20 protein-coding genes and 2 tRNA genes are annotated in these 22,836 nt (G+C 68.7%); 21 read left to right on the top strand and 1 reads right to left on the bottom strand.

The annotated features are described in order from the left end of the window. The first annotated feature begins 13 nt into the window (after positions 1–13). From murA to ACESMY_RS11730, 16 genes are all read left to right on the top strand, one after another. Positions 14–1,306 carry a UDP-N-acetylglucosamine 1-carboxyvinyltransferase gene (gene murA, locus ACESMY_RS11805; RefSeq protein ID WP_372784783.1) on the top strand — a complete coding sequence of 431 codons (1,293 nt, stop codon included), beginning with the start codon at positions 14–16 and terminating at the stop codon, positions 1,304–1,306. A 4-nt stretch (positions 1,307–1,310) separates the two neighbouring features. Continuing rightward, positions 1,311–1,736: a DUF2948 family protein gene (locus ACESMY_RS11800; protein WP_372784782.1), complete on the top strand. Its 426-nt coding sequence runs from the start codon at positions 1,311–1,313 to the stop codon at positions 1,734–1,736. Between the two features lie 49 nt (positions 1,737–1,785). Next, entirely contained in the window at positions 1,786–3,069 is a 1,284-nt protein-coding gene (gene hisD / locus ACESMY_RS11795) for a histidinol dehydrogenase (RefSeq protein ID WP_372784781.1), read from the top strand. A gap of 75 nt (positions 3,070–3,144) precedes the next feature. Then, positions 3,145–4,155 carry a fatty acid desaturase gene (locus ACESMY_RS11790; RefSeq protein WP_372784780.1) on the top strand — a complete coding sequence of 337 codons (1,011 nt, stop codon included), beginning with the start codon at positions 3,145–3,147 and terminating at the stop codon, positions 4,153–4,155. 144 nt (positions 4,156–4,299) lie between these two features. Further along, complete coding sequence (locus ACESMY_RS11785; protein ID WP_372784779.1) at positions 4,300–4,779, top strand: UPF0262 family protein; 480 nt, start codon at positions 4,300–4,302, stop codon at positions 4,777–4,779. 6 nt (positions 4,780–4,785) lie between these two features. Then, a complete protein-coding gene (locus ACESMY_RS11780) occupies positions 4,786–5,310 on the top strand; it encodes a low molecular weight phosphatase family protein (RefSeq protein WP_372784778.1) in 525 nt (174 codons plus the stop codon). 74 nt (positions 5,311–5,384) lie between these two features. Continuing rightward, entirely contained in the window at positions 5,385–5,603 is a 219-nt protein-coding gene (gene infA / locus ACESMY_RS11775; RefSeq protein WP_111458197.1) for a translation initiation factor IF-1, read from the top strand. Between the two features lie 15 nt (positions 5,604–5,618). Beyond that, positions 5,619–6,206 carry a nucleoside triphosphate pyrophosphatase gene (locus ACESMY_RS11770; RefSeq protein ID WP_372784777.1) on the top strand — a complete coding sequence of 196 codons (588 nt, stop codon included), beginning with the start codon at positions 5,619–5,621 and terminating at the stop codon, positions 6,204–6,206. Beyond that, a complete protein-coding gene (locus ACESMY_RS11765; protein ID WP_372784776.1) occupies positions 6,203–7,243 on the top strand; it encodes a ribonuclease E/G in 1,041 nt (346 codons plus the stop codon). The genes ACESMY_RS11770 and ACESMY_RS11765 overlap by 4 nt, the downstream gene beginning before the upstream one ends. Next, on the top strand, positions 7,240–7,410 hold the full coding sequence (gene yacG / locus ACESMY_RS11760; protein ID WP_372784775.1) for a DNA gyrase inhibitor YacG: 171 nt from the start codon (positions 7,240–7,242) through the stop codon (positions 7,408–7,410). Before ACESMY_RS11765 ends, yacG begins: the two co-directional genes overlap by 4 nt. A 67-nt stretch (positions 7,411–7,477) precedes the next feature. Further along, positions 7,478–7,553: transfer RNA gene (locus ACESMY_RS11755), tRNA-Phe, on the top strand. Positions 7,554–8,083: 530 nt separating this feature from the next. Then, positions 8,084–8,980 (top strand): MotA/TolQ/ExbB proton channel family protein, encoded by an 897-nt coding sequence (locus ACESMY_RS11750; RefSeq protein WP_372784774.1) that lies wholly within the window; start codon positions 8,084–8,086, stop codon positions 8,978–8,980. A 5-nt stretch (positions 8,981–8,985) separates the two neighbouring features. Continuing rightward, positions 8,986–9,423 carry a biopolymer transporter ExbD gene (locus tag ACESMY_RS11745; RefSeq protein WP_372784773.1) on the top strand — a complete coding sequence of 146 codons (438 nt, stop codon included), beginning with the start codon at positions 8,986–8,988 and terminating at the stop codon, positions 9,421–9,423. A gap of 9 nt (positions 9,424–9,432) precedes the next feature. Next, positions 9,433–10,152, top strand: coding sequence for an energy transducer TonB (locus ACESMY_RS11740; RefSeq protein ID WP_372784772.1), 720 nt, complete (start codon positions 9,433–9,435; stop codon positions 10,150–10,152). 138 nt (positions 10,153–10,290) lie between these two features. Continuing rightward, entirely contained in the window at positions 10,291–11,124 is an 834-nt protein-coding gene (locus ACESMY_RS11735) for a LytTR family DNA-binding domain-containing protein (RefSeq protein ID WP_372784771.1), read from the top strand. Positions 11,125–11,190: 66 nt separating this feature from the next. Further along, a tRNA-His gene (locus ACESMY_RS11730) sits at positions 11,191–11,267 on the top strand. A 23-nt stretch (positions 11,268–11,290) separates the two neighbouring features. Here the strand turns inward: ACESMY_RS11730 and ACESMY_RS11725 are convergent. After that, the gene (locus ACESMY_RS11725) at positions 11,291–12,580 is read right to left on the bottom strand and encodes a DUF418 domain-containing protein (RefSeq protein ID WP_372784770.1); all 1,290 of its coding nucleotides are present in this window, start codon (positions 12,578–12,580) and stop codon (positions 11,291–11,293) included. A 170-nt stretch (positions 12,581–12,750) separates the two neighbouring features. Between ACESMY_RS11725 and ACESMY_RS11720 the strand changes: the two genes are divergently transcribed. The 5 genes from ACESMY_RS11720 to ACESMY_RS11700 all read left to right on the top strand — a co-directional run bounded on the left by ACESMY_RS11720 (position 12,751) and on the right by ACESMY_RS11700 (position 22,826). Next, the gene (locus ACESMY_RS11720; RefSeq protein ID WP_372784769.1) at positions 12,751–13,452 is read left to right on the top strand and encodes a hypothetical protein; all 702 of its coding nucleotides are present in this window, start codon (positions 12,751–12,753) and stop codon (positions 13,450–13,452) included. A gap of 27 nt (positions 13,453–13,479) precedes the next feature. Continuing rightward, positions 13,480–14,922 carry an MBOAT family protein gene (locus ACESMY_RS11715; RefSeq protein WP_372784768.1) on the top strand — a complete coding sequence of 481 codons (1,443 nt, stop codon included), beginning with the start codon at positions 13,480–13,482 and terminating at the stop codon, positions 14,920–14,922. Positions 14,923–14,926: 4 nt separating this feature from the next. After that, complete coding sequence (locus ACESMY_RS11710) at positions 14,927–16,525, top strand: hypothetical protein (protein ID WP_372784767.1); 1,599 nt, start codon at positions 14,927–14,929, stop codon at positions 16,523–16,525. 168 nt (positions 16,526–16,693) lie between these two features. Next, entirely contained in the window at positions 16,694–21,346 is a 4,653-nt protein-coding gene (gene gltB / locus ACESMY_RS11705; protein WP_372784766.1) for a glutamate synthase large subunit, read from the top strand. Positions 21,347–21,374: 28 nt separating this feature from the next. Next, entirely contained in the window at positions 21,375–22,826 is a 1,452-nt protein-coding gene (locus ACESMY_RS11700; RefSeq protein WP_372784765.1) for a glutamate synthase subunit beta, read from the top strand. Positions 22,827–22,836 lie beyond the last annotated feature (10 nt).

The following is a 22,836-nucleotide window of genomic DNA, read 5'->3' as shown; positions in this document are numbered from 1 at the left end:
CGAAGGATTGGGATTGGACCGCATCGCCATCATCGGCGGCGCGCGGCTGCAGGGCGAGATCCCGATCAGCGGCGCCAAGAATTCGGCCATCAAGCTGATGGCCGCGAGCCTTTTGACCGAAGAACCGCTGCGGCTGACCAACATGCCGCGCCTGGCCGACACCCGGTTCCTCGGCAAGCTGCTGCAGCGGTTAGGGACCGAAGTCGTGGAGTCGAACGGCGAGGATGGGCCCGAGACTCTGCTGCGTACGCGCGAGATCGTCAGCGCCATCGCGCCCTATGATCTGGTCCGTCAGATGCGCGCGTCATTCAATGTGCTTGGGCCGCTCGTGGCGCGGACCGGCCAGGCGAAGGTCTCGCTGCCCGGCGGCTGCACCATCGGGGCGCGGCCGGTCGACCTGCACCTGAAGGCGCTGGAGGCGCTGGGCGCCCGGATCGACCTGCACGAGGGCTATGTCTACGCCCAGGCGCCTGGCGGCCTGCGCGGCGGCCAGATCGACTTCCCATTCAATTCCGTCGGCGCCACGGAGCACGCCATGCTAGCGGCCGTGCTGGCGGCCGGCGAGACGGTGATGACCAACTGCGCCTGCGAGCCGGAGATGGTCGATCTCGCCGACTGCCTGAACGCCATGGGCGCGAAGGTCAGCGGCGCTGGGACGGCAGTGATCCGCATCCAGGGCGTCAGCCGGCTGCACGGCGCGACGCACGCGGTGATGCCCGACCGGATCGAGACCGGGACCTATGCCGTGGCCGCGGCCATGGCGGGCGGGGAGGTTCGGCTGACGCGCACGCGCAGCGACTTCATCCAAGCGCTGATCGACAAGATGGTGGAGGCGGGCGTCGAGGTGACGCCGCACAACGACGGCCTGACCGTCCGGCGTAATGGCGCGCTGCTGAAGGCCGTCGAAGTCGAGACCGGGGTCTATCCCGGCTTCGCCACCGACCTACAGGCGCAGTTCATGGCGCTGATGACCCTGGCCGAGGGTGAAAGCGTCATCAAGGAGACCATCTTCGAGAACCGCTTCATGCATGCGCCGGAACTGGCGCGGCTGGGCGCCGACATCGTGGTGCAGGGCGGAGAGGCCCGCATACGGGGCGTCGCCAGCTTGACGGGCGCCCAGGTGATGGCGACCGACCTTCGGGCGTCGGTGGGCCTGGTGATCGCGGGCCTGGCGGCGCGGGGCGAGACCATGGTCAACCGCGTCTACCACCTCGACCGCGGGTTCGAGCGGCTGGAGGAGAAACTCGGCGCCTGCGGCGCCCAGATCCGCCGCATCAAGGGCGACGGCGAGGGCGACGAGGACTGAGCCGATGGCCAAGACCGCGCCGCTTCGCCTACTGGCCCAGGACGCCGACGATCTAGCGATCATCTCCGCGGCCATGCAGGACGCCGTCGCCAAGATCGGCGACATCACCTACGAGGCCAAGGCCCGGCTGCTGACCATCGCCTTCAACCGCTATTGCTGGGAATCCGGCGGTAGCGAGCGGGTCCGCTCGGCCCTGCAGCTTGGTGGCGTGATGAAGGTCCAGGCGCGCAAGATCCGCCGCAACGCCAGGCACGCCGTGCTCGAGGTGCTGGCGGTGACCTTCGACGCTGGCGAGGCGCCGGGGGGCATGGTCACCATCAGCTGCGCCGGCGGCGGCGACCTGCGGGCCGCGGTCGAATGCGTGGACGCCGTGCTGGCCGACGTCTCCGAGCCCTGGCCGACGCCGCGCGCGCCCTCGCATAAGGACTAGGCGCGCCGCCATGGCGCTCGCGCCCGCGCGCCGCTAAAGAAGCCGCGCCATGCGCCGCTTCCGCTTCACAGACCCCGATTTCGAGACGGCCTTTTCGGCCTTCGTGGACGAGCGCCGCGAGACGCCGGAAGAGGTCGACGCCGTCGTGCGCGACGTCATCGCCGCGGTCCGCGCCGAAGGGCTTGCCGCCCTCCTGCGATTCGCCAAGGCGTTCGACGGCGTCTCGCTGGATGAGCAATCGATCCGGGTCAGCGAAGCCGAGATCGAAGCCGGGGCGGCGGCCTGTCCGCAGGCCGTTCGCGACGCCATCGCCTTCGCCGCCGAGCGCATCCGCAGCTACCACGCCCGCCAGCGCCCAGCCGACCTGCGCTTCACCGACGAGGCGGGCGTCGAGCTCGGCTGGCGTTGGACGCCGATCGAGGCCGTGGGGATCTATGTGCCGGGCGGGCGCGCCGCCTATCCTTCCACCGTGCTGATGAATGCGGTTCCCGCCGCGGTGGCTGGCGTGCAGCGCATCGCGATGGTCACACCGCCGGGGCGTCTGCAGCCGGCAGTGCTGGCCGCGGCGAAGGCGGCCGGCGTCCATGAGATCTGGCGGGTCGGCGGCGCCCAGGCCGTCGCGGCCCTGGCCTATGGCGCCGGGCCCATCCAGCCGGTCGACAAGATCGTGGGACCGGGCAACGCCTTCGTGACGGCGGCCAAGCGCCGGGTCTATGGCGCGGTCGGCATCGACGCGCTCGCGGGTCCCTCAGAGATCGTGGTGGTGGCTGATGGCGCCAACAAACCCGATTGGATCGCCGCCGACCTCCTGTCGCAGGCCGAGCACGACCCTGCCGCCCAGGCGATCCTCATCACCGACGACGAGGCCTTCGCCGCGAAGGTGGAAGCCGCTGTGCTCGTACAGCTCTCGGCGCTTTCCACCGGCCAGGACGCCGCGGCCTCCTGGCGCAACCATGGCGCGGTGGTGATCGCTCCGCTCGACGAAGCCCCGCGGCTGGTCGACCGGATCGCGCCGGAGCACGTCGAGTTCGCCATGGACGATCCGGAGCGGTTGGCCGACCGGGTGCGTCACGCCGGCGCGATCTTCCTGGGCCGGCACGCGCCGGAGGCGATCGGCGACTATGTCGCTGGCTCGAACCACGTGCTGCCCACCAGCCGCGCGGCGCGGTTTTCCTCCGGCCTGTCGCTCTACGATTTCCTGAAGCGCACCTCGATCGTGAAATGTGACGAGGCCGCCTTCGCCCGCCTCGCCCCGGCGACGATCGCGCTGGCGGAGGCCGAGGGCCTGCCGGCGCACGCCCGCTCGGCGGCGATCCGAATGGGACAGGATTGAACCTTTGGTCGCAATGAAACCTTGATGTTGGGCATATAATGTCGACTTCCCAACGATTCTTGCGAAAGCCAGAGAATGGCCGCTGAAGCCCCGCCTGCCGGAGCCTGGTCCAAGACGCTCGCGCCCTATCGCGAGCCGAAGACCGGCCGGAGCATTTTTGAGATCGTAGTGACGATCGTTCCCCTATTGGCGATCTGGGCGCTCGCTTGGGCGCTGCACGCCCACGGCTGGTGGTGGGCGGCGCTTTTGCTGACAGTTCCGGCCGCGGCCTTCCTCGTGCGGCTGTTCATGATCCAGCACGACTGCGGCCATGGATCGTTCTTCGGTCCGCGCCAGGCCAACGACTGGGTGGGCCGCGCGATCGGGGTCTTCACGCTTACGCCCTACGACTATTGGCGCCAGACCCACGCCATCCACCACGCGACGTCCGGCAATCTCGACCGGCGCGGGCTTGGCGCCATCGAGACCCTGACCGTGGATGAGTACGCCGCGCTCACGCCGATGCGCCAGCTCGGCTATCGCCTCTATCGTCACCCGCTGGTGATGTTCGGCCTGGGCCCGGCCTTTGTGTTCTTCATCATGCAGCGGTTGCCGGTCGGCATGATGCGCCAGGGCTGGCGTCCGTGGGTCAGCGTCATGGGCAACGGCCTGGCGGCGCTGGCAGGCCTGGCGGCCCTGGTCTGGCTGTTCGGCGCGGCCCCGGTGCTGATCGTCAACGTGGTCACCATGCTGCTGGCCGCCACGATCGGCGTCTGGCTCTTCTATGTGCAGCACCAGTTCGAGGGCGCGGTCTGGGCGCGGAACGGCGAGTGGAAACGCGATCACGCCGCGCTCACCGGGAGCTCACACTACGACCTGCCGCCGGTGCTGCGCTGGTTCACCGCCAATATCGGCATCCACCACGTCCATCACCTGTCGAGCCGGATACCGTTCTATCGGCTCTCCAAGGTCCTGAGGGATCACCCGGAACTCCGGCCGGTGAGCCGTATCGGGCTTTGGGAGAGCTTCCGATGCGCCAAGCTCGCCCTGTGGGACGAAACCGCGGGGCGGCTCGTGTCCTTCCGCGAGGCCCGCAGCGCCGCCTGAGACGTCTTCCAGATCGGTTTCCAGATACGCCCGGCGCACCCCGCGCCGGGCGTATTTCTTTATGGCGTCCGGCGTTGTTCGCAGGTGCGGGATGACGCGGGGGTGCGGAATGCCATAAAGCGTGGGCGACGCCCCGGAACACGCATGGCCGACGACGACCGCCAGATGCATCGCCTGCAGACCGTCGAGCTCGACGAAGAGTCGCTCGCGGCGGTCTCGCGCGACCAGGAGCAGGAGCGGCAGATCGCCATCTTCGACCTCCTGGAGGAAAACCATTTCCATCCGGAGGGCGCGTCCTCAGGCCCCTACGACCTGCACATGGGGCTGGTCGAGAACCGCCTGGTGTTGGACGTCCGCGGCCCCGGCTATGAAAAGCGCCACATCCTGTCGCTGTCGCCGTTCCGCAGCCTGATCAAAGACTATTTCCTGATCTGCGAGAGCTACTACCAGGCGATCCGCAACTCGACGCCGGCCCAGATCGAGGCCTTGGACATGGGCCGCCGGGGCCTGCACAACGAGGCGTCCGAACTCCTCCAGACCCGCCTGTCCGGCAAGATCGAGACGGACCTCGACACGGCGCGCCGGCTCTTCACCCTGATCTGCGCCCTGCATTGGCGGGGTTAGGCCTCCATGCCGGCTGACGCCTCGCCGCCGCAACCGGGCGCGGTCCTTTTCGCCTGCAACCTCAATCAGGTCCGCTCGCCGATGGCCGAAGCGCTCCTGAAGCATATGGTCGGCGACAAGGTCTATGTGGACAGCTGTGGCCTGAGGCTCCCGGACGCGGTGCACGACGAGACGTCGGACGAAGACGTCGCCGCCGGTGTGGACCCGTTCGTACAGGCGGTGATGGCGGAGCTCGGATGCGATCTGGGCAGCCATCGGCCGAAGACCTTCGACGAGCTGGAGGACAGCTCCTTCGACCTCGTTGTCTCCCTGACGCCGGAAGCCCAGCATCGCGCCGTCGAGCTCGCTCGGGGGAGGGCGGCGGAGATCGAGTACTGGCCGACTGTCGATCCGACGCTCACGGACGGCTCGCGCGAAGCGCGCCTGGAGGCCTATCGCGAGGTGCGGGACGCGCTGGCGCGGCGCATCGCCGAGCGCTTTGGCGACCCTGGCCCGACGCCCATCGACCTCGCCCCGCACGGTGCGCTATAATTCGGGTGTTAGCTGCGGCTCGCGACCTCACCTAAAGGCGCGGGCCGTCATTTTATCCTCGGTTTGGAGCCTGCATGGCGAAAGAAGAATTGTTGGAGTTTCCGGGCACGGTCAGCGAAGTCCTGCCCAACGCAACCTTCCGCGTGAAACTTGAGAATGACCACGAGATCATCGCCCACACCGCCGGCAAGATGCGCAAGAACCGCATCCGTGTGTCGGCCGGCGACAAGGTGCTCGTGGAGATGACGCCCTACGATCTCACCAAGGGCCGCATCACGTTCCGCGTCCGCTAGACGCGTCCGGCCGCCGTGCCGCCATCGCCGCAGCGCCTTGTGCTGGCCTCCGCAAGTCCCAGGCGGCTCGACCTTCTGCGCCAGATCGGGTTCGAGCCGGATCTGGTGGAGGCCGCCGAGGTTGACGAAACCCCTTTGAAGGACGAGACGCCGCGCCGCCTGGCCCTGCGCCTGGCCGGCGAGAAGGCCGCAGGCGTCGCCGCGCGGCATGCGGACAGCTACATCCTGGCCGCCGACACGGTGGTGGCGCTGGGGCGCCGCGTGCTGCCTAAGGCCGAGACCGCGGCGGAGGTGCGAGCCTGCCTGGAGCTTCTGTCCGGGCGCGCGCACCGCGTGCTCACCGGGCTCACCCTGGTCGCGCCGGGCGGGCGGTCGGTGGGCCGCCTTGTCGAAAGCCGCGTGCATTTCAAACGCCTGCTTCCCGCCGATGTCGCGGACTACCTCGCCTCGGGGGAGGGGACGGGCAAGGCCGGCGGCTATGCGATCCAGGGGCGGGCCGGGGCCTTTGTCATCACGCTGCAGGGGTCTTATTCGGGCGTCGTCGGCCTGCCGCTCCATGAAACCGTCAACCTGCTGGCCGGCCTGGGCTATCGTCGGCCATGAGCGAGCGCCGCATCTATCTGGACCGGGGGATCGGTGAGACCCGCGGGGTCGTGACGCTCGACGGACGGCCTGAACGGCTGCTTGTCCGCCGCGACGACGACGACCCGCGCCTGGTGCTGGGCGCGCGTCTGGTGGCGCGAGTGGCGAGCCTGGAGCCGGCGCTGGGGACCGCCTTCCTCGATCTCGGATCCGGCGCGGAGGCCATCCTGCCCTTTCGGCCCGACGCCCGCCCGGTGCGCGGTCAGGCGCTCGATGTCGAGATTCGAGGCGAGCCGCGGCGTGGGAAGCTCGCGGTCGCCCGCGCCTTTGGACCCGCCGAGGGCGCGCCGCGCCTGGTTACGCCCGCGCCGGACGTAGCCGCGGACCTGCGCGCGATGACACCTGGCGGGCTGCTGGTCGAAAATCGAAGCGCGCGCCAAGTGGCCGACGAGGCCGAGGAGGAGGCGCTGGAGACGCTCCACGCCCTGCCGGGCGGCGGCGTGCTCGCCATAGAGCCCACCCGCGCGCTCACCGCCATCGACGTCGACCTGGGCGAGCGCAAGGGCTCGGACGCCAAGCGCGTCACCCGCCAGGCCAATCTCGCGGCGCTGGGCATGGCGGCCCGCCTCCTGCGTCTGAAGGGGCTCGGCGGCATCGTGGTGATCGACCTGGTGGGCCGCGGGCACGACGGCAACGCCCTGATGGCCGCCGCGCGCGCCGCCTTCGCGCCGGACAACCCCGGCGTCTCGATCGGTCCGGTGGGGCGATTTGGAACCATGGAGCTGTCCCTGCCGCGCAGGACCCGGCCGCTCGCCGAGCGCCTGTGCCGCGAAGACGGACGCCCAAGCGACCGGACCCTGGCTCAGCAGTTGATCCGCCGCATCGAGGCCGAAGCCGCCGGCGCGCCGGGCGCCCGGTTCGCGGTCACCTGCGCCCCAGCGGTGGCCGAGGCCGCATCACCGCTCGCTCTCCTGCTCGCCGGCCAGATCGGCGCGCGCTTTACGATCGGGCCGGATCCGGCCTGCCCGCGCGAGCGTCTGGACGTGAGGCAAGCATGAGTGCGGCGAAATGCCCGATCTGCGGCAAGCCGGCGGTTGCGGACCATCGACCCTTCTGTTCGGGCCGTTGCGCCGATGTCGACCTGCACCGGTGGTTGAGCGGGCACTACGCCGTGCCGGCCACCGAGGACCCCGAGACCCCTGGCGACGCCGGGGACGAGGACTGATCGGCCCCTCGCTGGACTTCCGAAAGAGCCTCTTCTATAGACGCGGCTCCCCGCGACGGCGGCCTTCGCCTGGGTAGCTCAGTTGGTAGAGCAGCGGATTGAAAATCCGCGTGTCGGTGGTTCGAATCCGCCCCCAGGCACCATCCCTCCCGGTCCGGGCGGGCGCGTCGATGTCCATGCGCCGCCGACTGCATCACAACCGCCTGTAATCGGATCGACGCGCTCGCGCCTCAGGATTGCGATTGGGCCGCCGATGCTGCGCTGCAGCAATATACTCGCGCTTGGGTGGAAATTATCTACTGCTCATCACCGCTGAAGAATTGTGCAGCGCGGTGCGCATAGGCAGTCGCGGAAGTTTCGCAAGACCCCGTTATCGTGTGCCCTCTTGACGCCTCATTAAGGGGTTGCCAAAGGACCGGGGCCGCACCTCTAAGATTGCGGCAAGACCTCCGACGCCCCTTGGGGTTAACGAGGTGGCCTCGCGCCTTCGGAACGTTGCTCCTGCATTCGTGTTGGGAACAGGCGTTACGGGTCGCGGCGCAGCGACAGCGGCCTGATGTTCCGTCCCGAGCAATCGGTTCTGGGCGTCGGGATTGTTTCAACTAGGGTGGAGACGCTCTCGCGCGACGACCCTCCGGCCAATCGTGCTAGACCAACCAGGAACTGGCGACAGATGTTCGACAACAAACTGAAGACCCCTTTCATCGCTCTCGTCGGCGCCGTTGCGCTGATGGCGAGTGTTCCGGCGTTCGCCCAGAACGCCGCTCCCGCCGCCCCTGCGGCCGCCGCGGCTCCGGCCGCTGCTCCCGCTGCGGCTCCGGCCGCCGCTCCCGCCGCGGATGCTTCTGCGGACGCGAACCTGCCCCCGCAAATGAAACACGCGGGTAAGATGGGCATCGGCACCATGTTCATGGACGCCAAGCCTGTCGTGAAGGTCGTGATGCTCGGCCTGCTGCTGGCCTCGGTGTTCTCTTGGACACTGCTGATCACCAAGCTTCTCGAGTTCCGCGCCCTGAACCGCGTTTCGGACAGCTTCCTCGAAGCCTTCCGCGGCGCGAAGTCGATCAACGACATGGGCCGCATCGCGGTGGCCGAAGAGTTCGACGGCAATCCGCTGGCGGACATGGCTGCTGCGGCCGCTCAGGAAGTCGAGCTGTCGCGTCAGGCTGGTCTGCAAGTGGCCGGCGAGCATCGCGACACCACGCTCAACCGCGCGGAGCACGCCGTCGCCGCCGTCCAGGCCTCGCTGACCCGCAGACTTTCCAGCGGCATGCAGTTCCTGGCCTCGGTCGGCTCCAACGGTCCGTTCATCGGGCTGTTCGGCACCGTCTACGGGATCATGGACTCGTTCATCGGGATCGCGAACACCAACACCACCAACCTCGCGGTCGTGGCGCCCGGCATCGCCGAAGCCCTGCTCGCTACGGGCCTTGGTCTGTTCGCGGCCATTCCGTCGGTTATCTTCTACAACTACTTCCAGACGCGGATCTCCGCCTACGGCGCGCGGACGGAAGGCTTTGTGGCTGAACTGATGAACGCGATCTCCCGGCAGCTCGACAAAGGAGCGTAAGCCAGATGGGAGCCAAGCTTTCAGGCTCTGGCGGCGGCAAGTACGAAGAAGAAGCGAACAGCAGCATCAACGTCACGCCGTTCGTGGACGTCATGCTGGTCCTGCTGATTATCTTCATGGTGGCGGCCCCTCTGGCGGCCGTCACGGTGAAGGTGGAGCTTCCTCCGGCGGTCGCCAAGCCGGGCACCAACCCGCCCAAGCCGGTCTATATCTCGATCCAGTCCAACGGCCGGATCTTCATCCAGGACTTCCCGACGGACCTCGCCTCGCTCGGTGACGATCTTCGCAAGCAGGTCGGCGCCAAACGTGACCCGACCCACGAGCGGATCTTCATTCGTGGCGACAAGAACGTGATCTACGGCGACTTTATGGCCGTCATGAACATGCTGCAGGACAACAATTTCTACAGCGTGGCCCTGGTCGGCGAAGATAATAACAAGTGAGGCGCGCGCATGGCTGATACATCATCGCGTGGCGCCGCACCGGCTCCTCTGTCCGGCAGCCACAACCCGTTCGACGACCCCCGGCCGAAACGCCAGAAGGGTCTGATCATCGCGCTCATCATCGCGGTGGTCGTCCACGCCGCGCTGGCCTTCTATCTATGGAAGAGCAAGTTCGAGCCGAACTTCAAGGAGTACTCCGACGACGTGACGGATGTGGCGCTGATCAAGCCCGTGCCGCCTCCGCCGCCTCCGCCGCCGCCTCCGCCGCCGCCGAACACCCCGCCGCCGCCGCCGCCCAAGCTGCAGCCGCGTCCGCCGGTTGCGGTTCCTGACGTCCCCTCGATCCCGCCGCTGCCGGTTCCCCCGGTGGAGCACCGGATCGAGGAGCCGAAGCCGCCGGCTCCGCCGCCGCCGGTCGTCCACGAGTCGGTCATCACGCAACCGGACTGGTCGCGTAAGCCGAATGCCGAGGATCTCTCGCGGTACTACCCCGAGCGGGCTTCGCGCATGAGCATTGAAGGCTCGGCGACGATCAGCTGCACGGTGAGCGCCCGGGGGACTCTCGACAACTGCTCGGTGATCTCCGAGACCCCGCCCGAAGCGGGCTTCGGCGAGGCGACGCTCAAGGCGAGCAAGCTGTTCAAGATGCGCCCGCTGTCCAAGGACGGCGCGCCTGTCGACGGCGGCACGGTTCGCATCCCGCTCCGCTGGGTCCTGCCGAAGGGCTGACCCGTCGCGAACGGACCAGGATCAAGCCCCGGCGGCGCAAGCCTCCGGGGCTTTTTCTTTGCGCGGAAGCACCCTTCACAGCGGACGGCGGGCGACCCATTCTGGCCCGCGCCGAATCCCGGATGCGAAGGAATGGCATTGAGCCAGGCTGAGGACACGCGAGCGGCGGATGCTGTTGTCATCGCCAATCCGCGCGAGGACCTGTTCTTCACCGGCGTCGCCGCGGCCGTGCTGGTGGTTTTCCTCTACTTCAACGCCCTGAACGTCGCCGACGAGTACGCACGCGCCGGCAAGGCGGTCGCGCTTTGGGAGCCCATGGTCTGGGAGGGGTCGAGCGGACTGTTCTTCCTGGGGATCTCGCCGTTCGTGACGGCGCTCACGCGGCGCTTCTGGCCCGCCCGCGGACCCTGGGGCCGGAAGATCGCCGTCCACGCCCTAGCCGCGGTTGCCGTCTCCCTGGCCCATGTGCTGACGATCGGCGCGGCGCGCTGGGGCGTCTATCGCGTCGTGGGCGGCTACTACGATCCCCTCGGCCCGCTCGGCGACTGGCCCTACGAGTTCCGCAAGGACGTCCTGGTCTATGCGACGATCGTCGGCGTCTACGTCGTCTGGCGGACGCTCCGGGCTCGCGCCCAGCCGACGGGAGCGGCGGCCGCCGAGGTGCTGGAGGTCCGCGACGGCGCACGCCGCCATTTCGTAGCGCTCGCCGAGGTCGTCTGGGTCGAAGCGGCCGGCAACTACGTGGAGCTCCATCGTGGCGGGGCCGGTCTTCTGCACCGCGCCTCACTGTCGGAGATGCACCGGCGCCTCCAGGCGGATGGCTTCGTGCGCATCCATCGTTCCCGGCTGGTGCGGCGCGAAGCGGTCGCGGCGGTGGAGTCCAAGCCGACCGGCGATTTCCTCGTGCGCCTGCGCGACGGGCGGGAATTGGCCGGCAGCCGCCGCTATCGTCGCCCGCTGCTCGCCGATTGAAACGTTCCCGGGCGCCGGTGACTTGATCGGATGGCGGCGCGCGACTAGAAACCCCCCTCGCGATGTGCCGGCTTAGCTCAGTTGGTTAGAGCGCTAGATTGTGGATCTAGAGGTCCTCGGTTCGAGCCCGAGAGCTGGTACCATCGCGAAGATCCCCCGATCGGTCTCAAACAGCCGCCGCGGCCGGTCCTGAACGGCGGCGGACGAACGGCTGCGGGCTCCAGCGCACCAGCGAGCGCCAGGCCCATTCGAACGGCCCGTAGTGGAACCGCGCGAGCCACGGCCGGCTCCAGGCCAGGATGAACACCCACACGCCTGCGACCACCGCCAGCTCCTGGAAGCGCGAGAGCTTCCCGTAGAACCCCAGGCCGAAGCCGCAGAACACCAGCGTCGTGATGATCGAGGTCATCAGATAGTTGGAGAAGGCCATCCGCCCGGCCGCGGCCAGCCGGTTGACCAGGGCCTGCGCGGCGCCCGACCGGACGATCAGCAAGACGACGCTGGCGTGGGCCAGGCCGACCATTGGTCGGGTGACCTGCTGCCAGTCTTCCAGGCGGTTCAGGGTCAGCGGCTCGAAGCCCGCGCGCCAGATTTTCCAGGCGATCCAGGCCGTGGCCGGGACGGCGGCCAGATAGCCCACGGCGATCATCGCCAGATAGGCGCGGGTCGACCACCGGAGCGTGAAGAATCCGGTCCGGAAGAGCGCCATGCCGAGGAACATCTGGCCGATGGCTTCCGGGATCTCGTTGGTCGGCATCAGGTAGGTCTGGATCAGCCGGGCGGCCAGCGCGCGCACCTGGAAGGCCTCGATGAACCCGCCGCGATAGCCGGCGATCTCCTGCCGTCCCAGGTCGGCGGACGGCGCCACCAGTTGCGACGCCTCCTGCCAGGCCTTCAGCGCTTCCGGCGTCGCCTGCGGACCCATGGCCGCGGCGTGCATCGCCGCCAGTTCCCGGGCTTCGAACAGGTTCAGGCCGAGGAGGGCGGCCAGGATCGCCACGCCGATCCCGACCTGCAGCCGCCAATCGAGTTTGCGGAACGGGAAGATGAACAGCCCGGCCAGGGCGTAGGTCACCAGGATGTCGCCCCACCAAAGGAAATAGGCGTGGGCCATCCCGATCACGAACAGCCAGAACATCCGCCGGTAGTGGGTCTGCATCGGGCCGGGGCGCCCGCCTTCGGCGCGCTCGGCGATCAGCACCGCGCTGGCCCCGAACAGCATCGTGAACAGCGCCCGCATCTTGCCGTCGGTCAGCACGTTGTTGACCGCCCAGGTCCACAGGTCCGCGCCCGTCGAGCCACCGGCATAGGTCGGGTCGACATAGGCGAAGGCCGGCAAACCCATGCCGACGATGTTCATCAACAGGATGCCCAGGACCGCGAAGCCTCGGACCGCGTCGATGGAGACGTGCCGGTCCTCCGCCACGCCGCTTGGATGGGTCGTCGTCGCGGACATCGTCAGGATCCCCCCCGGTTTCCAAGGACCGCGAGGATGGGCGCTCGCCGGATGCTGTCAACGGGCCGTGCGCGGTGAAACCCGCACGGCGGCGTGGCCGCGGCGCGAGGCCATGCTAAACCTCCGGTCGAATCCGCCGCCCCCGCGGCCCGCCGATGGAGACTGCCGCAGTGACGCGTTTGACCCGGATCGCCGCCTCGCTCGTCCTGGTCGGGGCGGCTGCGGTCCTGGCCTCCTGCGGGCGGCCCACCGACAAGGCCCGGGCGCCGGCGGCTTCGGCGGGCCCCATCGTCGAGCGTCCGGGGCCGGTGCGCTGGAACGCCGCCACGAGCGCCTTCGAGCTCAATGGCGCCCCGCTCAAGACCGTCAAGCTCTGGACCTTCGACGGTTCGACCGATGGCTTCACCGCGCTGGGCAGCAAGATCACGCCGGCCCCGGGCTCGGGCATCGCCGTGACCATCGCCGACCCGACGATCCGCTCGCCGAAGGGACTGAACGTTCCGGGCGGGCAATATCCGCTGGTGCTGGTGCGGCTGACGCGCACGGCGCCGGCCGCGGTCTGGGACGGCGCGCTCTACTATTCGACCGCGACCCATCCCGAGACGATCAATTTCCTCGGCAAGCCGCTCTACGGCGCCAATCCGAAGGTGGGTGAGACCACCACCCTGGTCTACGACATGAGCCGCCTGGCGGTGGGCGGGCCGGACTGGGTGCAGTCGACGATCGACCAGATCCGCTTCGACGTGGAGGACAAGCCTGGCGGCGGATTCCTCATCCGCCAGATCGCCATCGCCGAGAACCCGGATCCCGCCGCCCTGGGCGCCGTGGCCGCGCCCGCCGCGGCGCCCGCCACGCCCGCGCCGAAGTCCTGATCGCGCCGTCCGGAGGGGGTTCAGGGCGTGGTCTTCAGCTCGATCATCTTCATCTTCTATTTCGTGCCGGTCTTCCTGCTTGGCTACTACGTCTCGGGCTGGCGGGCCGGCGCCCTGCTGACCGGCAGCGCGGTCTTCTATGTCTGGGGGGAGGGGGCCTATGTCTTCCTCCTGCTGGGGCTGATCGGGCTGAACTACGCGGGCTCGAGATGGCTCGACGCGACCGCGGGACGGCGCGGGCGGTTGACCATACTGGCCGGGCTGGCGGCCGCCGACTTCGCGGTCCTGGGCTTCTTCAAATATTCCGAGTTCCTGGCCCACAACCTCAACCAGCTCCTGCCCAACGCCCCGCTGCCCGAGGTCCATCAGGCGCTGCCGCTGGGCATCTCCTTCTTCACCTTCCAGCTCGTCTCCTACGCCGTCGACGTGCACCGCGGATCGGTGAAGGTGGAGCGGGATCTCACGCGGTTCGCCGCCTACATCCTGATGTTCCCGCACCTGATCGCCGGCCCGATCGTCCGCTACGCCGACATCCGCGATGAGATGCATGGCGACCGGCGCAAGACCGCCCACCTGGGTCTGGGGATGCAGTACTTCATCGTCGGCCTCTGCCAGAAGGTGCTGATCGCCAACACCGTGGCCCCGCTCGCCGACCACGCCTTCGCCGCCGACCTGATGCGGCTCGATGCGACCACGGCCTGGGTCGGGGTCTGGGCCTACACCCTGCAGATCTATTTCGACTTCTGCGGCTATTCGAACATGGCCATCGGGCTCGCCTTCCTGCTCGGCTTCACCTTCCCGAAGAACTTCGACTACCCCTATGTCGCTCAGTCGATCACCGACTTCTGGCGCCGCTGGCACATGAGCCTGTCGTCCTGGTTCCGCGACTACGTCTACATCCCGCTGGGCGGCAACCGGGGCGGCCAGTGGCGCACGGTGCGCAACCTCCTGATCGTCTTCTTCCTCACCGGCCTTTGGCACGGCGCGGCCTGGCGGTTCATCGTCTGGGGCCTCTTCCACGGCGGCTTCCTGATGCTGGAGCGGTTCGGGCTTGGCCGCGCCCTGGAAGCCGCGCCTCGGCCGCTGCGCCACCTCTATGCGGTCCTGGTGGTGATGGTGGGCTGGGTGTTCTTCCGCGCCGACAGCCTGCCGCAGGCCCTGCACTACCTGGCGACCATGGCCCAGCCCGGCCAGTTCCTGCCGCCGGATCCGGGGCTTTCGCTCCTGCTCAACGCCCAGTCGATGGCCGCCCTCGCCGCCGGCTCGCTGCTCGCCGCGCCGCTGCTGCCGGCCCTGATGGAGCGCCTGCGCACGCCCCGCGCCGAGCCGCCCAGGCCCGACCTGCCGGCCCGCCTGGAGACCCGCAGCGTGCACGCCCTGCCGATCCCGCTACTGGCGGCGGGCTTTGTGCTCTCGATCGCCATCCTGGTGGGGTCGAGCCTCAACCCCTTCCTCTATTTCAGGTTCTGACCTCGTGCTCGCCTCGCGACTCCACTGGCGGCTGCTGATCGGGACCATCCTGGCCCTGATGGCCGCCGCCTGGCTCGCGCCGCGCTGGATCCCCGCCCCGGGCATCCAGGAGAACCGGGTGCTGGCCGAACGCCCGGCCTGGCCCCGGCGCCTCCAGGACGTTGCCGCCTTCCGCAAGGCCGCTGACGCCTATGTGGCCGACCGCTTCCCGATCCGGCCACACCTGATCGCCGTGCTCAACCGCGTGCGCATGCTGGCCGGCGTCAGCGGTTCGAACCGGGTGATCGTCGGCCGCGATGGCTGGCTGTTCTATGACAACGACAGCCACCTGGGCGACGCGCGGGGCGACCCGGCGCTGCTCGGGCCGCAGATCCGCAGCTGGCTGGTCACGGTCGCCGGCCGCACCGAATACGGCCGGGCGCACGGCATGCCCTACCTGATCGTCGTCCCACCGTCGAAGGAGACGACCTACCCGCAGCACGCGCCGGCCTGGTACCATGGCCCGGGCCCGAACCGCTCCGCCATCCTCTTGCCGAAGCTCGCCGCGGCGACCGGGGCGGGCGAGGCGCTCTATCTCTACCCGATGGTCCGCCAGGCGACGGACGCCGGCCAGGAGACCTTCAGCCGCCTCGACACCCATTGGACGGGCTACGGCGCCTACGCCGGCTACGTCGGGCTGATGAACCGGCTGCACACCATGGGCCTGACCGACGGCCCGAAACCGATCTCCGACTTCCAGCGCGTCGAGCTCGGCCTGCGGGGCCCGCGGGACATGGCGCTGATGCTGGGCGTCTCGAGCTTCGTCCGCCTGGACTACCCGCACCTCGACAACCTGCCGGGCGAGGCCAGGCGCCGCATCATCTACCTCACGCCCAAGCAGGACTGGACCGCGCCGCTGGTGATCGACACCGGCGAGACCGGCAAGCCGGTTCTCCTGATGACCCGGGACTCGTTCTCCAATGAGATGCTGCCGTTCCTCTTCCCCCACTTCAGCCGCATCGTACTGGCCCACAACCAGGACGGATTCTGGCGGCAGGACCTCATCGACCGCTTCAAGCCGAACCTCATCGTCTTGGAGGTCATCGAATCCAGCCTGCGGTTCGGGGAGGGCGAGGGGCCGCCGGCGTCCCCCGAAGCCGTCGCGCGGATCGACCGTGTGCTGGGCTCCGTCGCTCCGCCACGGGCAGTCACCACCATGCCGCTGCTGGTTCCCCCGAACGCCAAGACCACCGCGATCGTGGCCTCGGCCGTGATCAGCGGCAATTGCAACGTCGAGCAGGCCCAGCTGACCCCGGGCGAAGGGGGGGAGGCGACCTTCGCGGTCTCCGGCTGGCTGTCCGAACTCGGAAAGCAGATCACTTCGCCGAACGGATTCGTCGTGCTGAAGGGCCCGCAAGGCGCCTTCGTCGGCGACCTGCGGATGGACCAGAAGCGACCCGATGTCGCGGCCTACTACAAGAACCCGTTCGGCGAGCAGAGCGGCTTCACCAGGACCTTCTACCTGCGCAAGGTCCCGCCGGGCCTCTACACGCTCATGGTCTACCGCCGAGCCGGCGCGGGCTGGATCGGCTGCGCCGGCAAGCCCACGGTCACGGCGCGCTAGGCGCCGTCGCGGCAGGCATTAGAAAAATCTTCCCCAGCTTCAGCTTTCCGCCCATCGACAAGGGGTGATCTTGCCGGGTAAATGCCCGCGAACACGACCAGCCTCTCAAGAATGTGAGGTTCGGCCGCGTTTCGGCGTGCGTATTTGACGTGGGTTTACGAGGACGAGATGGGGTTTCCCCCGAAGCAGGGACTGTACGATCCGGCGAACGAGCATGACTCGTGCGGCGTGGGCTTTGTGGCCAATATCAAGGGCCGCAAATCGCACGAAGTGATCACGGCCGGCCTGCAGATCCTGGTCAACCTCGATCACCGCGGGGCCGTGGGCGCCGATCCGCTGGTCGGCGACGGCGCCGGTTGCCTGATCCAGATCCCCGACGCCCTGTTGCGCGCCTGGGCCGACGGCGAGGGCCTGACCCTGCCGCCGGCCGGCGAATATGCCGTCGCCATGTGCTTCCTGCCGCGCGACGAGCCGGCCCGCGCCATGGCCTGCGCCCAGCTCGAACACTTCCTGACCGTCGAGAAGCAGCCGCTGATCGGCTGGCGCGACGTCCCGACCGACACCACCGGGCTCGGCGAGGCCGTGCTGGCCCAGATGCCGGTGATCCGCCAGGCGATCATCGGGCGCGGGCCCAATATCCGCGACCAGGACGCCCACGAGCGCAAGCTGCTGGCCGTCCGCAAGCAGACCCAGAACCCGCTCCGGGAGCTCGCCGCCAAGCGCAACATCCCGGGCCTCGCCGAGCTCTTCATCCCCTCGTTCTCGACACGGACGGTGGTCTACAAGGGCCTGCTGCTCGCCCACCAGGTCGGCACCTTCTATAAGGACCTGACCGATCCCTTGGCGGAGTCGGCGCTGGCGCTGGTCCACCAGCGCTTCTCGACCAACACCTTCCCGTCCTGGCGCCTGGCGCACCCCTACCGGTTCATCGCCCACAACGGCGAGATCAACACCGTGCGCGGCAACGTGAACTGGATGAACGCCCGTAGGCGCTCGATGGAAAGCGACCTGCTGGGGCCCGACCTGAACAAGATGTGGCCGCTGATCCCGCACGGACAGTCGGACACCGCCTGCCTCGACAACGCGCTCGAGCTGCTGGTGGCTGGCGGCTATCCGCTGGCCCAGGCGGTGATGATGCTGATGCCCGAGGCCTGGGCCGGCAATCCGCTGATGGACGCCAAGCGCCGGGCTTTCTACGAATATCACGCCGCCCTGATGGAGCCGTGGGACGGCCCCGCCGCGGTCGCTTTTACCGATGGCCGCCAGATCGGCGCCACGCTGGACCGCAACGGCCTGCGCCCCGCGCGCTTCATCATCACCGACCAGGACCATGTGATCATGGCCTCCGAGGTCGGCGTGCTGGACGTCCCCGAGGAGCGCATCGTCCGCAAGTGGCGCCTGCAGCCCGGCAAGATGCTGCTGATCGACATGGAGGAAGGCCGCATCATCGAGGACGAGGAGATCAAGCGGTCCCTCTCCGAGGCGGCGCCCTACGAGGAGTGGCTGGCCGAAACCCAGTTCAAGCTGGAAGAGCTGGCGCTGGCGGCCGAGCCGGACGCGCCGCTCGCCAATGACCCGGCGACCCTGCTCGATCGCCAGCAGGCCTTTGGCTACACCCAGGAGGACCTGCAGTTCTTCCTGGAGCCCATGGCCAAGTCGGGCGAGGACCCGATCGGCTCGATGGGGTCGGACACGCCGATCGCCGTGCTCTCGCGCCGGCCGAAGCTGCTCTACGAGTACTTCAAGCAGAACTTCGCCCAGGTCACCAATCCGCCCATCGACCCGATCCGCGAGGAGCTGGTGATGAGCTTGGTCTCGATGATCGGGCCGCGTCCGAACCTGCTCGGCCGCCAGGCCGGGACCCACAAGCGGCTCGAGGTCGCCCAGCCGATCCTCACCGACGAGGACCTGGCCAAGATCCGCGCGATCAACGAGCTGCTCGACGGGGCCTTCCGCACGGCGACCCTCGACGCCACCTGGCCGGCGTCGGAAGGCGCCAACGGCCTGGAGCCGGCCATCGAGCGGCTGTGCCGCGAGGCCACCGACTGCGTGCTGGCCGACATGAACATCCTGATCCTTTCGGATCGGGCGACGGGTCCTGACCGGGCGGCGATCCCGGCGGCGCTCGCCACCGCGGCTGTGCACCACCACCTGATCCGCCAGGGCCTGCGCATGCAGACGGGCCTGGTCATCGAGACCGGCGAAGCGCGCGAGGTGCACCATTTCTGCGTGCTCGCGGGCTACGGCGCCGAGGCGGTGAACCCCTATCTGGCGTTCCAGACCCTTGAGCAGCTGCGGATCGAGAACGGCCTGCCGCAATCGGCCTACGAGGTCCGCAAGAACTACATCAAGGCGATCGGCAAGGGCGTGCTGAAGGTGATGTCCAAGATGGGCATCTCCACCTACCAGTCCTATTGCGGCGCCCAGATCTTCGACGCGGTCGGCCTCTCGTCCGGGCTGATCGAGAAGTATTTCACCGGCACCGCCTCCCAGATCGAGGGCGTCGGCCTGGCCGAGATCGCCGGCGAAGCCGTCCGCCGTCACCGCGACGCCTATGGCGACAACCCGATCTACCAGTCGATGCTGGACGTCGGCGGCCAGTATGCTTGGCGGCTGCGCGGCGAGACCCACGCCTGGACCCCGGAATCGGTCGCGAGCCTGCAGCACGCCGTACGCGGCAACCTGCCGGACGAGTACCGGGCCTTCGCGCGCAACATCAACGAGCAGTCCGAGCGTCTCCTGACGCTGCGCGGCCTGATGCGCCTGAAGCCCGGCGAGACGCCGATTCCGATCGAGGACGTCGAGCCGGCGGCCGAGATCGTCAAGCGCTTCGCCACCGGGGCCATGAGCTTCGGCTCGATCAGCCGAGAGGCGCACACCACGCTGGCCATCGCCATGAACCGGGTCGGCGGCCGCTCCAACACCGGTGAGGGCGGCGAGGAGTCGGACCGTTTCACGCCGCTCCCGAACGGCGACTCGATGCGCTCGGCCATCAAGCAGGTGGCCTCGGGGCGCTTCGGGGTGACGACCGAATATCTGGTCAACGCCGACGACATCCAGATCAAGATGGCCCAGGGCGCCAAGCCCGGCGAAGGCGGCCAGCTGCCCGGCTACAAGGTCGACAAGAATATCGCCCGCGTGCGCCACTCGACGCCGGGCGTCGGCCTGATCTCGCCGCCGCCGCACCATGACATCTATTCGATCGAGGACCTGGCCCAGCTCATCCACGACCTGAAGAACGTCAACCAGAAGGCCCGCATCTCCGTGAAGCTGGTCTCCGAGGTGGGCGTGGGCACGGTCGCCGCCGGCGTCGCCAAGGCGCGCGCCGACCATGTGACGATCTCGGGCTTCGAGGGCGGCACCGGCGCCTCGCCCCTGACCTCGCTGACCCACGCCGGCTCGCCCTGGGAGATCGGCCTCGCCGAGACCCAGCAGACCCTGCTGCTGAACGGCCTGCGCACCCGGATCGCGGTCCAGGTCGATGGGGGCCTTCGCACCGGCCGCGACGTGGCGATCGGCGCGCTGCTGGGCGCCGACGAGTTCGGCTTCGCCACCGCGCCCTTGATCGCGGCGGGCTGCATCATGATGAGGAAGTGCCACCTCAACACCTGTCCGGTGGGGGTCGCGACCCAGGACCCGGTGCTGCGCGCCCGCTTCACCGGCCAGCCCGAGCACGTGATCAACTTCTTCTTCTTCGTGGCCGAAGAGCTGCGCGAGATCATGGCCGAGATGGGCTTTGCGACGGTCAACGAGATGATCGGCCGCGTCGACCGCCTCGACCTCAACCCGGCGCTGGACCACTGGAAGGCCCAGGGCGTCGACCTCTCCCGCATCCTCTACGCGGCCCCGGCCGAGGCCGCCAAGGGCCTCTGGAACCAGGATCGCCAGGACCACGGGCTCGGCAAGGCGCTCGACAACACCCTGATCGAGGCCGCCCAGTCGGCGCTCGAGGGCGGCAAGCCGGTGCGCGGCGAATACCCGGTGCGCAACGTCAACCGCACGGTGGGCGCGATGCTCTCGGGCGAGGTGGCGCGCCGCTATGGCCATGCGGGCCTCCCCGACGACACCATCTCGCTGACCTTCCGCGGCAACGCCGGGCAGAGCTTTGGCGCCTTCGCCGCGCGCGGCGTCTCGCTGGAGCTGATCGGCGACGCCAACGACTATGTCGGCAAGGGCCTTTCGGGCGGCCGGGTCGTCGTGCGCCAGCCGCCAGAAGCCCGCCGCGAACCGACCCGCAACATCATCGTCGGCAACACCGTCCTCTACGGCGCCATCGCCGGCGAGGCCTATTTCGAGGGCGTGGCGGGCGAGCGCTTCGCGGTGCGCAACTCTGGCGCGGTGACGGTGGTCGAGGGCCTGGGCGACCACGGCTGCGAATACATGACCGGCGGCGTCGTCGTGGTGCTGGGCGACACCGGCCGCAACTTCGCCGCGGGCATGAGCGGCGGCGTGGCCTATGTCTACGACCCGGCCGGCCGGTTCGGGGACCTCTGCAACAAGGCGATGGTCGAACTCGGCCCCGTGGCCCCGGCGACGCCGGCTCCGGCCAACGCGGCCGACGATCCGCAGCGTCCGAAGCAGCGGCCGGTCTCTGTCGAGAACAACGGCATGGGCGACATGCTGCGCTTCGACGCCGAACGGCTGCGCATCCTGATCGAGCGCCACCACCTGCACACCAAGAGCGCCCGCGCTGCCGAGATCCTGGCCAACTGGGATCGGGCGCTGGGCTCCTTCGTGAAGGTGATGCCCACCGACTACCAGCGCGCGCTCCTGGAGCTCGCCTCTGACCGCGAGACGGCCGCCGCCGTCGCCGCGGAATAGTCCTCTAGAGTTCCGGAGACCAACCCCGATGGGCAAGCCCACCGGCTTCCTCGAGATCGAGCGCCACGACCGCACCTACGACAAGGTGGGCGCGCGCCTGAAAACCTGGAAGGAATTCGTCAAACCCCTGCCGTCGGCGGAGGTCGGCCAGCAGGCGGCGCGCTGTATGGATTGCGGCATCCCGTTCTGCCACCAAGGCTGCCCGGTCAACAACCAGATCCCGGACTTCAACAACCTGGTCTATCGCGACCAGTGGCGTCAGGCGCTGGAGAACCTGCAGTCGACCAATAACTTCCCGGAGTTCACCGGCCGCGTCTGCCCCGCGCCTTGCGAGACCTCCTGCACGCTGAACATCGACGACAACCCGGTGACGATCAAAACCATCGAATGCCAGATCGTCGACCGCGGCTGGGAAGAAGCCTGGATCACCCCGCAGATGTCGCCGCGCGGCACGGGCAAGCGGATCGCTGTGGTCGGTTCGGGCCCCGCGGGCCTGGCCTGCGCGCAACAGCTGGCTCGCGCCGGTCATGCGCCCACCGTCTTCGAGAAGTCCGACCGGATCGGCGGCCTGCTCCGCTACGGCATCCCCGACTTCAAGATGGAAAAGCACCTCATCGACCGCCGCATCAGGCAGATGGAGGCCGAGGGCGTGATCTTCCGCACCGGCTTTGAGGTCGGTGTCACGGTGTCGGTGCAGCGCCTGCTCGACGACTACGACGTGCTGGTGATGGCCGGCGGGGCCGAGGCGCCCCGCGACCTGGAGGTCCCCGGCCGTGAGCTCGCGGGCGTGCACTACGCCATGGAATTCCTCACCCAACAGAACAAGCGCAACGCCGGCGACGCCGAAGCCGTGGCCGCCCCGACCGGAACGCTGTCGGCGGCCGGCAAGCATGTGGTGGTGATCGGCGGCGGCGACACGGGGTCCGACTGCATCGGGACCTCCAACCGCCAGGGCGCGGCCTCGGTCACCCAGCTCGAGATCATGCCGCAGCCGCCGGAGCGGGAGAACAAGGCGCTCACCTGGCCGGACTGGCCGCTGAAGCTGCGCACCTCCTCCAGCCAGGAAGAGGGCTGCGAGCGCGATTTCGCGGTCATCACCCGGCAGGCGGTCGGCAAGGACAGCCGGATCACTGCGCTGGAATGCGCTCGCGTCGAATGGGTCGCCGGCGCCGACGGCCGCATGCAGATGCGCGAGGTCGAGGGCTCGACCTTCGAGCTGAAGGCCGATCTCGTGCTCTTGGCCATGGGCTTCACCGGTCCGCGCGCGGCGGGCCTGGTGGAAAGTGGCGCGGTCGAGCTCGATCCGCGCGGCAATGTGAAGGCCAGCGTCGCCGACTATCAGACCTCGGTGCGTAACATCTTCGCCTGCGGCGACATGCGCCGCGGCCAGTCCCTTGTGGTCTGGGCGATCCGCGAGGGCCGGCAGTGCGCCCGCGCCGTCGACGAGCATCTGATGGGCGCCTCGAAACTGCCGCGCTAGCGGTTCGCGG

The organism is Phenylobacterium sp. (assembly GCF_041691455.1).
Taxonomy (GTDB): Bacteria; Pseudomonadota; Alphaproteobacteria; order Caulobacterales; family Caulobacteraceae; genus Phenylobacterium.
The sequence above is the reverse complement of the archived record's forward strand: the minus strand, read 5'-3'. Positions and strand labels throughout refer to the sequence as shown.